At 37.1% G+C, this 16,006-nt stretch carries 17 protein-coding genes and 2 riboswitches; of the genes, 1 reads left to right on the top strand and 16 read right to left on the bottom strand.

Features of this window, described 5'->3' with window-relative positions; translation table 11 throughout:
* Positions 1–27 precede the first annotated feature (27 nt).
* The 4 genes from purK to BLR82_RS14410 form a co-directional block, all read right to left on the bottom strand.
* Positions 28–1,155 (bottom strand): 5-(carboxyamino)imidazole ribonucleotide synthase, encoded by a 1,128-nt coding sequence (gene purK, locus BLR82_RS14425; RefSeq protein ID WP_074600183.1) that lies wholly within the window; start codon positions 1,153–1,155, stop codon positions 28–30.
* Positions 1,142–1,633: a 5-(carboxyamino)imidazole ribonucleotide mutase gene (purE, locus tag BLR82_RS14420; protein ID WP_074600182.1), complete on the bottom strand. Its 492-nt coding sequence runs from the start codon at positions 1,631–1,633 to the stop codon at positions 1,142–1,144. Before purE ends, purK begins: the two co-directional genes overlap by 14 nt.
* 166 nt (positions 1,634–1,799) lie before the next feature.
* Positions 1,800–1,899, bottom strand: a riboswitch (purine riboswitch).
* A gap of 110 nt (positions 1,900–2,009) precedes the next feature.
* Positions 2,010–2,261, bottom strand: coding sequence for an NETI motif-containing protein (locus tag BLR82_RS14415; RefSeq protein ID WP_083334874.1), 252 nt, complete (start codon positions 2,259–2,261; stop codon positions 2,010–2,012).
* Positions 2,203–2,799 carry a DUF2179 domain-containing protein gene (locus BLR82_RS14410; protein WP_074600181.1) on the bottom strand — a complete coding sequence of 199 codons (597 nt, stop codon included), beginning with the start codon at positions 2,797–2,799 and terminating at the stop codon, positions 2,203–2,205. The genes BLR82_RS14415 and BLR82_RS14410 overlap by 59 nt, the downstream gene beginning before the upstream one ends.
* Before the next feature lie 114 nt (positions 2,800–2,913).
* Here BLR82_RS14410 and BLR82_RS14405 point away from each other — a divergent pair, with 114 nt between their 5' ends.
* A complete protein-coding gene (locus BLR82_RS14405) occupies positions 2,914–3,345 on the top strand; it encodes an Hsp20/alpha crystallin family protein (protein WP_074600180.1) in 432 nt (143 codons plus the stop codon).
* Positions 3,346–4,097: 752 nt separating this feature from the next.
* On the opposite strand, the gene BLR82_RS14400 is transcribed toward BLR82_RS14405, so the two are convergent.
* The 12 genes from BLR82_RS14400 to BLR82_RS14345 form a co-directional block, all read right to left on the bottom strand.
* Positions 4,098–5,432, bottom strand: coding sequence for an NCS2 family permease (locus BLR82_RS14400; RefSeq protein WP_074600179.1), 1,335 nt, complete (start codon positions 5,430–5,432; stop codon positions 4,098–4,100).
* Positions 5,433–5,577: 145 nt separating this feature from the next.
* Positions 5,578–5,679: riboswitch (purine riboswitch) on the bottom strand.
* Positions 5,680–5,887: 208 nt separating this feature from the next.
* Complete coding sequence (locus BLR82_RS14395) at positions 5,888–6,289, bottom strand: hypothetical protein (protein ID WP_245693829.1); 402 nt, start codon at positions 6,287–6,289, stop codon at positions 5,888–5,890.
* A 1-nt stretch (position 6,290) separates the two neighbouring features.
* The gene (locus BLR82_RS14390; RefSeq protein WP_074600178.1) at positions 6,291–7,100 is read right to left on the bottom strand and encodes a metallophosphoesterase; all 810 of its coding nucleotides are present in this window, start codon (positions 7,098–7,100) and stop codon (positions 6,291–6,293) included.
* A 96-nt stretch (positions 7,101–7,196) separates the two neighbouring features.
* Entirely contained in the window at positions 7,197–8,438 is a 1,242-nt protein-coding gene (locus BLR82_RS14385) for a tyrosine-type recombinase/integrase (RefSeq protein WP_074600177.1), read from the bottom strand.
* The gene (locus BLR82_RS14380) at positions 8,428–8,640 is read right to left on the bottom strand and encodes a DUF3173 domain-containing protein (RefSeq protein WP_074600176.1); all 213 of its coding nucleotides are present in this window, start codon (positions 8,638–8,640) and stop codon (positions 8,428–8,430) included. Before BLR82_RS14380 ends, BLR82_RS14385 begins: the two co-directional genes overlap by 11 nt.
* Positions 8,641–8,660: 20 nt before the next feature.
* Positions 8,661–9,689, bottom strand: a complete 1,029-nt coding sequence (locus BLR82_RS14375) for a replication initiation factor domain-containing protein (RefSeq protein WP_074600175.1) — start codon at positions 9,687–9,689, stop codon at positions 8,661–8,663.
* Positions 9,670–10,173 carry a peptidase gene (locus BLR82_RS14370; protein WP_074600174.1) on the bottom strand — a complete coding sequence of 168 codons (504 nt, stop codon included), beginning with the start codon at positions 10,171–10,173 and terminating at the stop codon, positions 9,670–9,672. Before BLR82_RS14370 ends, BLR82_RS14375 begins: the two co-directional genes overlap by 20 nt.
* 271 nt (positions 10,174–10,444) lie before the next feature.
* Positions 10,445–11,839: an FtsK/SpoIIIE domain-containing protein gene (locus BLR82_RS14365; RefSeq protein ID WP_074600173.1), complete on the bottom strand. Its 1,395-nt coding sequence runs from the start codon at positions 11,837–11,839 to the stop codon at positions 10,445–10,447.
* A 24-nt stretch (positions 11,840–11,863) separates the two neighbouring features.
* On the bottom strand, positions 11,864–12,754 hold the full coding sequence (locus tag BLR82_RS14360; protein WP_074600172.1) for a hypothetical protein: 891 nt from the start codon (positions 12,752–12,754) through the stop codon (positions 11,864–11,866).
* Between the two features lie 239 nt (positions 12,755–12,993).
* Complete coding sequence (locus BLR82_RS14355; protein ID WP_074600171.1) at positions 12,994–14,718, bottom strand: DUF2326 domain-containing protein; 1,725 nt, start codon at positions 14,716–14,718, stop codon at positions 12,994–12,996.
* Positions 14,709–14,936: an ABC-three component system middle component 6 gene (locus BLR82_RS14350; protein WP_074600170.1), complete on the bottom strand. Its 228-nt coding sequence runs from the start codon at positions 14,934–14,936 to the stop codon at positions 14,709–14,711. The genes BLR82_RS14355 and BLR82_RS14350 overlap by 10 nt, the downstream gene beginning before the upstream one ends.
* Positions 14,923–15,906, bottom strand: coding sequence for an ABC-three component system protein (locus BLR82_RS14345; protein WP_074600376.1), 984 nt, complete (start codon positions 15,904–15,906; stop codon positions 14,923–14,925). Before BLR82_RS14345 ends, BLR82_RS14350 begins: the two co-directional genes overlap by 14 nt.
* Between the last annotated feature and the right edge of the window lie 100 nt (positions 15,907–16,006).

The raw sequence follows: 16,006 nt of genomic DNA, 5'->3' as shown, positions 1-16,006 counted from the left end.
TGTTTAGTATTCGTCAAATCCTGAAAACTACTGATGGATCACCGTTTCTTCCTCTAATTTGTTTACTAAGTCTGCCAGATGCGAGCCGACAAACGTGATGTGTCCCATTTTCCGGTTCGGCTTGACACCTTTTTTACCGTAAATATGCAAATGGCCCTCGGCAAAGGAGTCAATATTGTCGAGACAGGCTGTCATTTCTTCGCCAAGCAAGTTCATCATGACTGCTGCTCCGTGGAAACACACTGGCACGAGCGGCAAGCCGCAAACTGCACGGACATGCTGTTCAAACTGTGACACGTTGCACGCTTCGATGGTAAAGTGACCCGAGTTATGCGGTCTCGGAGCCATTTCATTAATCAGCACCCGTTCACCGGCAACGAACATTTCGATTGCAAAGGTGCCGACAACAGCAAGACTTTCAGCTACGGTTTGCGCTGCAGCCAGTGCCTTATCCCGTACAGTTTCTGAAACCGATGCCGGGGCGATTGTTTTATGGAGAATGTGGTTTTTATGTTCGTTTTCAGCAACAGGAAAAAAGGTAATATCCCCATCTGCCGAGCGGGTGAAAACAACCGAGATTTCTTTGTCGAAAGGAATCCATTCTTCCAAAATACAGCGGCCGCCATCAACGATGAACTGTGCGGCATCTTCTAGGTCCTCTTCCGATTTTGCGATCATTTGGCCTTTGCCATCGTAACCGCCGCGGCAGGTTTTTAAAACGAAAGGCAAGCCGACCTTTGCCACGGCCTCCGTCAACTGCTGCTTCTCCTCGATTATCGCAAAAGCAGGAACTGTCAGGCCGCTTTCTACCAGACGGCTCTTTTCCATTTCGCGGTCCTGGGTTACTTGCAGCAGTTCCGCCCCCTGCGGCAGCACGCCTTCCTTTTCCAGGTGGCGAGCTGCATCCAAATCTACATTTTCAAATTCGTATGTCACCACATCACTGATTTCTGCCAATTGCTTGATGGATTCCATATCGTCATATGCTGCGACAATATGATGGTCGCTCACCTGAGCGGCCGGGCAATCAGGTGTAGGATCCAGCACGGCGATCCGGTATCCCATGTGTTTGGCTGTCGTTGCCATCATTCTTCCAAGCTGACCGCCCCCCAAAATTCCGATCGTGCTGCCAGGTAAAACGTTACTTGTCTGCAAGTTGATCCCTCATTTCTGCAACTTTTTTTCGTTGATCTGCTTGAAAAGCTTCCAGTCTGACTGCCACCTGTTCATCAAAAGCCCCGATCATTTGCGCTGCAAGCAATCCGGCATTTTTAGCGCCCGCCTTACCGATCGCCACGGTGGCGACTGGCACACCGCCAGGCATTTGCACGATAGACAACAGGGAGTCCATGCCATCTAACGCTTTCGACTGTATTGGAACGCCAATGACTGGCAGGGTGGTTTTTGCGGCTACCATGCCAGGCAGATGGGCGGCACCCCCGGCACCGGCAATGATGACTTTCAGGCCCTTATCTCTTGCCGATCCGGCGTAGGCGAACATGTCATCCGGCGTCCGGTGGGCAGAAATAACCTGTTTCTCATAGCTGATCCCCAGTTCTTCCAGCATGCTGCAAGTGTGCTCCATCGTCTCCCAGTCCGAGATACTTCCCATGATAACCCCTACTTTTGCCATAGCAGACTCTCCCCATTTCTTATTTATTATGTATCGCTGGCTTCTTAGCGAATGTAAAAATGAAAATGCCCATTCATCTCCTCCTCGCTTTCATGAGAGAAGATGAATGGGCACACGTCTACCGTAATATATGCATCCATAAAACCCACCGACATACTGCGTATACGGGGGTTACATCCTCCCTCATAGTCCGTCATTTACGGTGACGGGTAGAGACTATTGGGCCCTATTCCCAAAATTATATGAGGTATGGTAAATTCAGCTGATTATGCTTTACGCGGCACGAAAGTCCGCCCTTGTTTGCGAATGCATCTCTATGATAACAAGCTTTACAAAAATGGTCAACAAAAATCGAACAATCCTTCTTCCATTAACCTTATTGTTCGTGTTTGACAGGAACAGCTTCGAATATAATTGTTCGATCTACCGGCTGATAGCTGGTTTCTCCATTCTTGCTGACCTCTTCGAAAATAGGTTCCTCTGTTCTTCTGACCGGGGTGTACCCTTCTCGGGCAATCCGATCCAGGCACTGATCGATGCTCTCTCCCTCCAACAGTTCAAACCTTCGTTTACTGTTCGTTGTGCTGGATGGCTTCCTGCTGCTCTTGCTTTTCTTCTTTTTTGCCACTTTTGATCCGTCCCCTCCTGACTTGTTTCACCCAGAATCCGCCATAGATCTGCTTCGGTTCATACGCGATGATAAAAGCTTTGGAATCGATCAGCCGAATGGTTTCGTAAAGCTGGAGTTCGTACTTACGCGGGGTCAAAATTTGCATGGCGAGCCGGTCGCCGTCCATACCGTAAGCGTACCAGCTGGTGACACCGTATCCTTTGTCGCGCAGCTGCTTCGTAAATTCGATTTCTGGATCGGATGAGATCACATTGACGGTTATATAGCCTAATGCGAGTTTCTCTTCGATCATCGAACCGACGACAACGCCGATCCCGAAGCCAAGTGCATAGGCGATAATATTTTCGATTTGATCCAGGTTGTCGAGCACCAAACCGAGTCCTAATACGTAAATGGTGATTTCAAACATGCTGACAATCGCAGCTATATATCTTCTGCCCTTCAGGGTCAGAATCATACGAATCGTGGAAAAAGAAACATAAACAATATTGATAATCAAAATGATGGATACCATGATGATTGCATTATCGAGCATTAAATTCCTCCTAAAACATTACTGAAAAACACGGGGCATTCACCCATCTTTGTTTCATGCATACAATATATCGCATTTTAATTGGCTAAAACAACTAAAAAAGGGGGAATTGTTGTGGATCCATTTAGGAACATGGGGGAATGGAAGCGGAATATGGATCACTTTTTCGGTGATAGCTTCTGGAATGAGTTTGAAGGGGTTTTGAAACCGCCTCTTCCACAGATAAACTTGTACAAGAAAGACAAAGAAGTTGTCTGTATTGCCAGCCTTCCCGGAGTCAGTAATTTAAAAAATATCGATATTTTTGTTCATCATGCGACTTTGGAAATTCGAGGAAGCATCGATATGAAGGAGGCAGAGGGACAGGTCGTCCGGGAGGAAATCTTGCATGGCAGTTTTGAACGGAAGATCGATCTACCCTACCCCGTACGCCGGGAAAAAGTGGATGCCTCCTATCAGCGCGGCTTACTGGTCATCCGACTTCATCGTTTGATGAAAAACGACGACAAGAAAACTCGTTTAGAGATTGTCGACATGGAGGAGTAGTGGGATGAATGCAAGAAAGGATTGTGTTCGAATTAAACAACACCCTTGTGTTGTTACCACCATTCCTCTCCCTTCCTTATTGAACTTGAGCGCTAGTCCACCGGTATGAAAAATAATGAAGAAAAGAGCACGGACAAATGTCACAGCGGGTAAAGCGAAAACCGAACAATGATTCGAATTTTACATTTCGAACTCGTTCGGTCTTTCTTTGCCGGTTTAATATAAACTGCGCAGTAATGAAAATTCATTTTTTATTGCTCACACTCGGTCTAATGAAGCGGAGCGTAAGTCCAGCGCGGCGGAAATCACTCCCTTTCCGGGGGCAGCACCTCAGCCTCCTCGCGAGCAAATTGCGCTCCCTGCGGGGTCTTCGGAAGCTGCTCTTCCCCCAGGAGTGTCGCAATTTCCGCCGCTTAAGATAGATTTTTGAATAAAAGTTGAAGAAGTACTAAAATATGTCTAACATGTGGAATCCCTTACCAAAACGCAGAGAACCCCTACCAGCGGAGGCAGAACACGAAGACTCCTATGGGAACAGCACGCGTCCGAAGACCCCGTAAAGAAGCGTTCTTTGCTTCTGCGGAGGCTGAGGCCGTGCCCATGGAAAGCGAAGTGTTCTGCCGCAGCGCGGTTTTGCACTCATCTATCATCAGAATAAGAGAGTTACTGCGCAGTTTCTATCCACTGCGTAATCGGTAAAATGTTGAAATTATTTCTGTTACGAATCTATATTATCCTTCAACCATTTTTCATTAGCTTAAGAAAATAAAGTACAAGATGAAAATGACAAACAGCAGATACATAACCGGATTGATTTCTTTTGCTTTCCCTTTTACCAGCATCGTGATTGGATAAAAGACAAAACCGATGGCAATTCCGGTAGCGATGCTGTAGGTCAACGGCATCATGATGATCGTCAGAAACGCCGGCACGGCAATTTCAAAGCTGCCCCATTCAATGTCCCTCAATGTGGAGCACATCAGGACACCAACGATAATCAAAGCTGGCGCCGTCACTGCAGACGTCACGATACTCAAAAGCGGCGAGAAGAATAGCGCAAGCAAGAAGAAAGCGGCTGTTACCACCGAAGTGAAACCTGTTTTCCCTCCTGCACTTACGCCGGTTGTCGACTCGACATAAGAAGTCGTCGTCGATGTGCCAAGCGTCGCTCCGACAACTGTTGCTGCGGAGTCAGAGAACAACGCTTTTCCTGCACGCGGCAATTTGTTGTCCTTCATAAGACCTGCTTTGGTCGCAACAGCCACCAGTGTTCCAGCCGTATCAAAAAAGTCAACGAACAAAAATGTCAGGATGACGACAAGCATCTGGATCGTAAAGATATCACCGAAATGGGCAAAAGCCTGTCCGAAAGTCGGCGCAAGGCTTGGAGCAGGCCCGACGACGTCGCTAGCACTAGATGGCGGGTCGATCAATCCGACAATCATACCTGCAATCGCGGTGATGATCATCCCGTAAAATACGCCGCCCTTCACATTGGAAGCAAGCAAGATGACTGTTACGACAACTCCGAATACTGCCAGCAACGTGTTCGGATCGGTCAAATCTCCAAGGGCCACCATGGTGTCCGGGTCACCGATGACGATTCCTGAATTTTGAAAGCCAATAAAAGCGATAAACAAGCCAATACCAGCTCCAACAGCCATTTTAAGATTGCCAGGAATGGCATTGATGATTCTTTCCCGCAGTCCCGTCAGTGTCAAAACGATAAAAATCAGCCCGGAAGCAAGCACGCCCGCTAAAGCTGTTTCCCACGGAATGCCATAGCCAAGGATGACCGTGTATGCAAAGAAAGCATTTAAGCCCATCCCCGGAGCGAGCGCAATCGGATACTTGGCAAACAAACCCATGACAAGGGTTCCGACAGCCGCTGCCAGTGCGGTGGCGGTAAATACGGCTCCCTGATCAATTCGTGTCACGCCTTCCGGCAGTTCCTCAACGCCCACCAGGGCAAGTGTTGCCGGGTTGACAAACAAAATATACGCCATCCCCAAGAAAGTGGTCAGACCGGCGATGAATTCCGTCCGGTAATTGGTACCAAGTTCCTCGAACCGAAAATATTTTTTCATTCTCTATTCCTCCCCTTATCCGTCGCAGTAAATTATTTCCAAAACTACATAACCAAATGAATTACTGTTCCAACGAAAAAAAGCGCTCCTGGTCTAAACCAAGAGCGCTACCGGACATACGTGTATGGGAATCAACAACAAAAGATCCTCTGTCAATCACCAGCGTAGTCAGACCATTTACGGTAGTCCGGTAGAAACTCATGGGCCATATCCCCAAAATTATACGACGGTTGTTTCAATCAGTATTTATTTAAAATTACTTTACTATCATACTAACGTCCCACATTTTCGTCAAGAGGTTTTACGAATGTTTTTATTGTTAAATGATAGAAATGTTCGTGTTTTGTTCTTCTATTCCCACTCTATTGTAACTTATCTCTTTAAAACCTTATCATTAAAGCAATCCATTGTCATAATTACAACTTTGGTGGGGATAATGGTGGGTATTGATTTCATTATCTAGCATTTATAGAATTAATAAAAACTAAATAACAAGCAAAATCACCAAAACGTTTTCTATCATTTTCAATTGTTCCTAACCGATCGAACCAAGCAGCATTCCAATTTTGCTCTTTCATATATGAGGCGATTAATTTCAAACTAGCCATAAAGCCATTGTGTTGCCTAGTTCTTCTTTCATCTACTTCTCTACGTTCAGTTGAAGTTTGTATACTCCATTTTGCTCGCGTATTCGCATAAGTAATAGCATTATCCATCATATCTTCCCAGAATTCTTGAAATTCTTGATCATTTGTATTGGCTGATTTAATAATCTCGTTATAAATATCCGTAGATTCTTCAAATGTTAAGTTATCGATTGCTTGTAAATAAGTTTCATAGGTAACAATATTACTCAAATTAAACACTCCTCTTCGCTATTTTATATTCAACCCAAGAATCATTAGTTAGTTTATTATAACTCGAGTATACACCCGTACAAGTATCAAATTTTAATAATGGAACTATATTACTTTCTATTGTTTCTCCATCAATAAAAAAATGACTCTGTCCATCCCAAAATACCTTACCCAAATAACTGTTATCATTGGTAACATCAACTGTAGAAACGTGCCCTGCTATTATATCTTTATAAAATGACCCTGTTTCAGCCGGATATTTCCATGTGAATTCATGAGGTTCTGTTGCATGCTTCCATAATTCAGAATCAGCTTCACACACTCCAGCATGCACATAAATTTGCATTTCAGTTTCATAGAAGAATTCTTTACTTTTTGATAGGAGCCATTTAAATAACCCTGTATGTTCTTTCTTCATCTCACCTTTAATAAAATTACTCATTCTTGGTGTGAAACGTTCCAGATGTTGTAATTCTCTAAAAAAATACTCCCAATGTTCTGTTTCAAAAAAACTTTTTGTAGTCAATAGTTGTTGATCTTGTGATAACCATATAAATTCATCCTCACTGCAATACCAATCCAAAAACATTTGCTCATGATTTCCAATTAATACAACTACTTGATTAGGATATTTTTCTTCTAGATTTTTAATATGATAAAGAACTCTACAACTATCCTTCCCTCTATTTATATAGTCTCCTAAAAAAAGAAGTTTACTATTCTCGTCAGATTCTAAATCAATTAAACTTAATGTATCAATCATAGCTTCGTAACATCCATGAATATCACTAATAGAAAAAATATTTGCCATTCGAATGTCTCCTTTAATGTTTATCAATTCCATGAAAAGGATTTTAATAACAGTATTCGATAGGTGTTTCAGCTAATATTAGCTTACCTTTATACTTCACTTTTTTAAATTTTGATTTCCATTAAACTTTATTTGTGTTTCCTTTGCAGTTTCGATCTTTATATTCCCTTCCATCTCATCAGCAATAACTGTATCGGCACCTTCCCACATGTGAGAATAATGCTTTAGTGTTATTTCTGGTGAACTATGTCCCATCCTTTGAGATAGCACAAGTACGGAAACATTAAATTCATTAATTAAATATGAGGCATGAGAATGTCTTAACCCTTTTGCTTGGATTTCTTTTACACTTGCTAGCTTAGCATATCTTTTAATAATCCTTGAAATAGTCGATTTCAACATAGGTAATCCATCATAACTAAAAATAAAATCATTTTCGCTACCCATGCCTATTTCAGATTGTCTTCTTTTCCACTCTCTAAGAACTTTCACTGTATCATTATCAAGAGCTATTGTTCTTTTTCCATCTTCTGTTTTCGTATAAAAATTTCTTTTCCAGTCTTGTTTATTCTTTAAAATAAGCATATTATGAACTCTTAAACGTCTTTTTTCTAAATCAACATCACTCCACCATAAGGCAGTTCCTTCATTCACTCGAATACCAGTCATGTAGTAAAGCCATAGCATTACAAAATTCAAATGTTCATAGAAATCACCAATATATATTTGTTGTAATACTTTTTCAAACTCTGCCTTAGTCCAATATGCTACAATAGCTTTACCTTTACCAATAGCCTTTACTTTTTTGGAAATATTATATTCTAAATACTGCATTTCTACAGCTATATCTAAACTCTTTCGCAATATGCCAAAAACTAAACTGGCATAGGATTGAGAATATCCATTACCGCCATCCTCTTTGCTAGATAATAACCATGTTCGGAAATTCTGAACATCTTCCACAGTGATATCTCGAAGTGGAATGGAATCAAATCTATTCCTAATTATTTGCAAAGGTGTTTTCCTAGCTAAGAAAGTACTTTCTTCTACTTCTGTTTTATAATAGGGCTCATAAACTTTATCCATAAACTGGCCATAAGCCATTTTATAATTAGCATAGCTATTGACTTTATGAAACTCTCTTTTTAGTCTTATCAATTCTTTATTTGCTTCAAAAGCAGAAGAAAAAGGCTTTCCATTTATATCTTTTCTACCTTTTTTTCTAACCCTTTTCCCCGTGACACGGTCAATTCCAAATTCCGTTTGATAAAAATAACTTCCATTCAAATCAACGTATACACCAGGATATTTCGTTTTTCGTTGTGTCTTAGGCTTCATTAATTTGACCCGTTTCGGAAACTAGGGAAACGCCTAAAATTGACTCCACAACATGCGTGGGAACTCTCCCTAACCTCTTATTATTATAATAAGGACAACCTTCTTGCACCATAATTGCTTTTGCTTGCCGTATTAATGAAATAGCTTGATATTTCTTATATCCTATCTTAATTAAATCATCTTTACATATTGTTGCACCCACTACCTCCACTCCCTTCCATGCTAGTATTCATCCTCACTCATAAGTTCTAATATGCGTTGCTCTATTAATGTTTCATCAGAATCGGTTATTTTTCCCTTCCCCATTAATATTAACTCTTTCAAGTAATGCTCGGCATATTCTTCCCCATACACTCTAGCAAATGACTCATAAACCATACTGATAGATTTTACAGTAGATTTTTCAATCCAACCTTTCTTTCTCTTTAAAGTAATTTTGTCACGAGTTACTTTTAAAGGTATCATTTCAATACCATCAATAAATTTTTGCCACCATCTCATAGTTGGCAACCTATTCTTATTATGGAAATCACTAACTTTCTTAGGTTGAGTTTTAAAACAATAGTGAGCTGACAAAATTCCTTTTACTATAACATTTAAGGGTTTTCCACCAGCTATATGAAAACCTACTTGCATAGCTTTTCCATCAGTCAATTCAAGTTCCCATCTCACCCATTTTTCGACATTAATAATTTCATCCGTATTATCTTTTCTCTCCTGTTTCTTATCATAAATTCTTAATATTTGAGGAGAAGAGCCGATATACAATGAAAAACCTGTCAACTTTCCATCAAGAATTCTACCACTGTTTATTTCAATAAATTTGTGGCTTTTCGTACTCAACTGCCCTCGTTTTATATAGTCTTGTAACACTTTAACGCTTGGTGTTGAATCATCAAAAATATCTAAAGCTAGGTCAATTCTTGTTATTTTACCCTGTCTATCTAAAATAAATGAAATGAAACCATGCCAGTGCCACCCATCTACCCTAGACATATATTCTTCATATTGTCGACATGCTTGACCTGCCATATCTACGAGAATACTACTATGGTTTTTAGAAGAATGAAGTTTAATATTTGCAAAACTGATAGAATCATCATAAGTTGGGTAAGGTGACCCCTTAACCTCCGAAGAAAATTCGGAGATAGGGATTCCTAAGATCTCATCAGCTACTACTATAAAATCGCTATTTGGAATTGAAAATCTTAAGTAATCAATTAAACAATGATTACTTAGCTTTCGGCTCATTGAATTCACCAATAGTATAACTGACTGCCTCAATTTTCAACTCAGAATATTGCCATGTATCTACCATAGGTTTTCCCTGACCTACAAAAGATTTTTTCTGAACCTTTCGTGGTTTTACATGTAGCTCTTTAAAAGTGATAGGAATAAATTCACCATCTTCAAATTTATCAAAGATAGGTAAACTATCTTGATTCTCAACTACTACAGTGATAGGTGAACCAACTTCTGTACTCCCATTCCCCAAAACCATTTCAATAAAAGGTCTGTCATAGACTTTGAAAGTGATATTATACTTTCCAGTTTCTACAAGCTCACCATTTGCATTTCTCTCTTTTGCCACTCTAGATGTAAAATCATCTTTCTGTACTACCATAGCTGACGGAACTTTGAATTGTGAAATATCAAAATGCAACTCTCCTAAATCGATATTTTCAGAATCATTTAAAGAGATTAGTTTTGAAGATTTTAAAATTAATTTTGTCATGATTTTAGCTCCTCTTTCAGTATAAATTTATAATAAATTCATCCCCTGGGCCGGGATTTCAGACAGCCTTCAAAGCTTAGAGCCACAGAGTCCTCGACGACTTTTCCTGAGGGAGAATCACCCGTGTTACTCAACGGGTGCTGCGACTTTTAGTAGTTCCTCATGTTGAGCAAAGTACGCTCAACATGAAGCCATCATTTTTCGCGAACGTTTTCGGTCACTCCGTTCGGATGGCTTTGCCTCCGCCTCAAACCTTCACGAAAAATGACGGTCAAAGTTCAATTGTTTCTTGATTTTTCATTAACTTCTCTATTTCAGTTATAAAGTCATAGTCTTTATCTATATACGGTGTTTCAAAATAAACAGGGGCAGTATGTTTCCCATCAATTTGGATATAACCCCCGCCTTTTTCTGTCACGGTTTTATATTCAATACTATTTGTATCGAAAATCATATTATAGCCAATAGAGTCCATAGCTCCTAGCCCTGTTTTGAAGCCCATTTGAGCCCTTATATTCGTAGGTAAATCATCTGCTGATGGTCGTTGCATTAGTATTTCAATCATTACTCCCGCTTGTCTTCCTTTCATCACAATCGTAAAAACATAATCTAGAGCTTCTTTAGCAACTTTTTTATCTACTGAATGCATAAACGCAGAAAATTCATCAAAAATCACGATTACTACAGGTAAATTAAAATCTCTATACGTTTTCCCGAAGGCTGATACATCATTAAAATAATCTGCATATCTTCGCTCCATCAATTCGACAGTTTCTCGGAGTATTCGACATATTTGATTAGCTTCAGTTGCAACCTTGTTTTCAAACCCTGTAACAAATCGAAGTAAACTCAAATCAGCCTTTTTAGGGTCAATAATTCGTAAATCGGCTTGCGGAGATAATTTTAAATAATTTACAATTTTACCCAAGATAAAGAAGGATTTACCTGAGCCAGTCCCACCAACGATAAGAGAATGAGGAACCTTAGAAAGCTCATAGGATATGTTTCCTGTAATCTTTATTTCTTCTGAACCATTTACTTTATTAACCATCGAATTAAGATCAATACGTTCGTCTTTACGCTTTATAAAGATATATTCAGCGTAATTTACAGTCATATTAGTAGATTCTAGCTCCATTCCTAGGCTTGATTCCAAGTTTTCTCCTAGTTTAGTTGCTTCGTTCGTAAAACGGTCTCCATCACGCATAATTCTAACAAATACATACTTTTCTGTTTCTTTGTAATAGATTCGTATAACCCTTATAATTCGTTTTTCTCGAATTACTTTATTATCATTCGTAATATTCTCGAAGTATTCCTCGTCAAATAATTTTAGAGTACCAATCATGTAAGCTAGATTATTAGCAATCCATGACTTAGTACTTTTAAGAAGGTTAAAATACACTAAAACACTTTTATATATTGTTATCCCCCATATAGCTACTATTAGTAGATTAATTACCCAATTAAAACTAATTGAACGATGAATTACAGGAATATTGAATGTTAGAGAAGGTATGGCATTTGACAATATTAAAAGGAAAATTGTCAGCAATATAATGAAGATGGATAGGAGATACTTTAATGATCCAAATTTCCTCTGAGGATATTTAATTTCCTTCCACTCACTATTGTTATTAAATTTCTTTAACATACTAAATATCATAATTTTCACTTTCCCCTACACTCTTCACTTTGAATTAGCTGCATCAATTCGTTTACCTCTAGACTTTATTGCATTAGTTAAAAAATCTATACTTGTTAGAAAATCCTTCTTAGATGGCAGTAGTTTTCCGTCAAATATACCCTCCCATAATTCTTTAGGTTTTGAGCAAGAGTTATCGGGATCTTCTAGAAAATCTTGTAGATAGTACCTCTCTATAAAATTCGCAAAGCTTGAGTAATTGTCTAGCCAGGTTTGTACATTACTTACAACTTCATCTTGATTTAAAGAAACAAAATTATTGAACCTGTTTTGGCTCAAAAATCTTGCTAATTGGTCACAAGTAGTTGAATTCAGACTTCCCATTTCTCGCTCTTCAAAATAATAGTAAATATGGTATAAAGCGACTATGAAGTTATCTTGAGTTTTGGCAACCCTTCCTATATTAAAGCCATGACATACACTACTAAAATTAGGAAAGGTATATACTGCATGTAAAAACTTAAGCATTGAATCGTGAACCTGAATAGTGTTCATTTTAGCAAAATATGCCCACACTGCCTGATTGTTAATTGTTTTAACTTTTTCTGCAATACCCTCATTAACCATTTGCTTTTTTAATGATGTAATATTAGGCACGATATATTTCTTATATCTTTCGTTATACTCTAACAAGTCAGAATGATAATAGCGCATATAGAGCGTTACATAACTTTGAGGACTTATCAGTGTATCAGTATAAGAAGCCTCACCATAAATTTTCTTCAGCATAGCTTTTGATTCTTTAGAACGATCACAATCGAACCTTAACTTTTCAGCATTTAACAATTTGTAATTAATGAAACTTTCCCATGAATTACTACCTAACAAAGAACCGTTTCTATAAAATTTTAGGTAGTTCACATTATTTATCGACAATTTCTATTCCTCCTCTAACTTTTTATAACCCTATCTACTGACTTCTGTTTAATCACCCTCCACCCTCTTAACTATTTATTACATAAATACAATATCATTAATTAATAAATATATCAACATTTATTCATTAATATATAATACATTTATTATTATTTATGCAATAAATGTATTGTAAATAGATGTAATAACCTAATAAAAAAAGGATTGCACACATTAGACATGCTAATATGCGCAATCCTTTATTGTTGTTCTTCAATCCTAAAAAGTTTGTCTTTTTCAGATAAGCTTAAAACAATATGTTTATCATTGTTTATTTCCTCTGGAATCTTATCTTTTAATATTGAAAAGACTAATTGTATATTATTTTTCCAAGCAAAGTCATTAACCTTTAATAGTTGATTTCCATGCATTAATTCTTTTTTATCATTTAAGATAAAGTCCAAATGAGGAATTCCCTCACTTCTTGCAAATAATATATATGCAATGTCAAAGCATAAAATTTCTCCTTGTTTTTTTCCGGAGCTTATATTTAGGTTAAAACATTCAAAAGCATAGTAGTTTTTCTTAGTTTTCCTGTCTTCTTTTACTGAAAACGTAATTCCATATTCTTCACCATAAAGTTCCTTCGACACTTCCTTAAAATGCTTATTAAATTTCATCAGTTGTTTTTTAAGCAAATCTTGAAATTCAGTTGTGAACCTATTACCATCCAATAACTCAATATCGTCGTTTATCTTAGTAATATTCTCTTCTGAAGTTTCTATCTGTGATAAACTATTTTCTAATTCCCCGAGTTTTTGATGATTACTAGTTAAATCTGAAATAATATTCTCTAGATCACTAAAAGTATCACTTGAAGAAAGTTTATTAATCAAATATTTTTCATTTGCTAGTTCCTTTTCCAAGTTTTGATTATGTTTTTCTATTTCTGACTCTAGGTTAGGCAGATCTTGTGTAATATATTTTATTTTCTCGAGTATCATATTATTGTGATATTGGATTAATTGTTCATAAGTTTTTTGAATATCATTGACACTTTTCTTTGCCACTGAATATAACCCTCTTAATGCATCTAAATCAACATCTGAAATATCCCGTTTTAACTCATTTTCAGTCTCTTTTAAAAGCTCTTTTCTTAAAGATAATTCACTAACCTTCGATCCGATCTTACTGATTCTATATTTAGTACTATTAAGCTCTTGTAATTCTTCTTCATATTTCTCATTTATATTTAAAACACGTTTCTTTTCTTCTAAGTTCTTGATATTGTCTTTTACTATATCTATTTGTAATTCTAATTCTGGTTTAGCTTGCTTTTTTTCTAATCTCCCTTTAAAGTTTTGCTCAATTTTAAGCTTTTTCATCAGATAAGTTCTATCAGAAACTGGTAGTCCGAACATGTATAGATAAAGTGTCTCGTACTCGACATTGGTAGAGTACCTATTAAGTACTTTTAGTGTATTATTAATCCTTTCGTCCTTATATCGAATGTTATGGGCGAAAATTTGTCTAATTCCAGGCCTATCGTTTTCTCTCTCGCCAATAATTAACCCACTTAACTTGTCTACGAAATCTTTACCTTTATTTTTAGTAAGGTTTTCACCGTTAATCTTCATGATTTTTTTATTTCTTTGCAGGAAGTTACGCTCGATAGTAATTTCCTTTGATTTTTCTTCCAATAATTCTCTCTTTAATATTAAAGTTATTAATATCTCTTCATTAACCAAGTAATCCTTAACAAAGTCTATAATCTTATTAGATTCAGGGTCTTTATAAATTTGTTCCGAATCACCGCCTAGGCAATAATCTATTAACGCAAGGACAGTTGTCTTTCCAATATTATTACCTGTCTCTATATTATTTTGATTTTGTGTTTCATCTACAATTAAATTTGTCCCCAAATGGAATGGTATTTCCCTAATTACCTTATCTCTCGATTCTATTTTTAATTCTTTTAAGTACACAAATACACTCCACCTTTTTTATCAACTTTGGCTGCTTCTATTAAGTATAGCCAATCCAGACAATAAGCAAATATCTTTAGTGAAATTCGGTGTTTTTCCTTTACAGTCTTATATAGAGAAACTATATCTTGCCCTTCTTGTTTCTTTATCTCTTTTATTAATAAAGAAGCACAATAATAGATACTCATTTCTGGTTTTATATCATTAAGTAGTAACATGAGTATAACCCCTAGGATTCTTAAATATTTTACATCGCACAAATGCATCAACAACTATAATTCTAATACACATATCAATTTCCTCTTCTGGTATCTTTCTCACTATGTCACTTTTAAGCACGTGCTCTTCAACTTTTCCAATAACATTAAAAAACTTCTCAACATTAATTGATTCTTTATTCAACACTTCTTCTTCATAAAATGAGGCTATCTTTCTTAAAACAGATACAGTCTTATTAGACCCTTCTACCACAAATTCTTTGTAAATCCTATCAAGAATACCATAATATATCTTATATTCATCAAAAGTAGACTCTTTAATATCGTTCAATTCATTAAACTCAATTTTTTCTTCAATGCCGTAATCATTTAGTTGTATTATATTAGGAACATTACCCAAATTTTCTTTAGATAAAAAGTTAACAATTGCTGCCAAATTAGAACTAAGTTTTCGAGTATCTGGTCTCTCTCCAAACTCCTTTTGTATTAGATCATGAAGCAATGTCATTCTATCAATATGTAATTGAGATATTTTTTCTAATATTGTAATTTTATCCAAAATATCCTTATTGGGATCAAAGGTAATGTTATGGATATTATTGTATGTATTCCCCTTTAAATTTTTGGCTTCATTAGCCACAAAAACAAACTTTATACTATAATCCTCATCTGATAAATCTTTCACCTTGTCTTTTCCTAAAGTATTATTAATCTTCGCTTTAGTTGCAGTTGAGGACACCTGGATAGCTATCTTGTTTTCTGTATCTATTAAATCTATGGCTTCTGCATTAGCTTTCCCAATATTAGAAGGTTCGAGGTGGTATCCATACAAAATATTTAACATATCTCTATATAACGTTTCAGAATGTATATTCAAATGAAGTAAATTTAGCTTTCCATTTGAGATGATTCTTTGAGAAAGAACTTCTAACTTTTCAGCAATATAATCAAAATATTTCTGTCTATTCAATTTCCTCATCCGTTCAAAACAATTTTTACCACCATTATACATTATATTGAAAGCATTAAATATACTTCCTCAGAAATTCCTGCCTTATTTGATACTCTAT

The organism is Sediminibacillus halophilus (assembly GCF_900103695.1).
GTDB classification, from domain to species: Bacteria; Bacillota; Bacilli; order Bacillales; family Amphibacillaceae; genus Sediminibacillus; species Sediminibacillus halophilus.
Note: the sequence above shows the minus strand (reverse complement) of the source record. Positions and strands in the feature narration are given on the sequence as shown.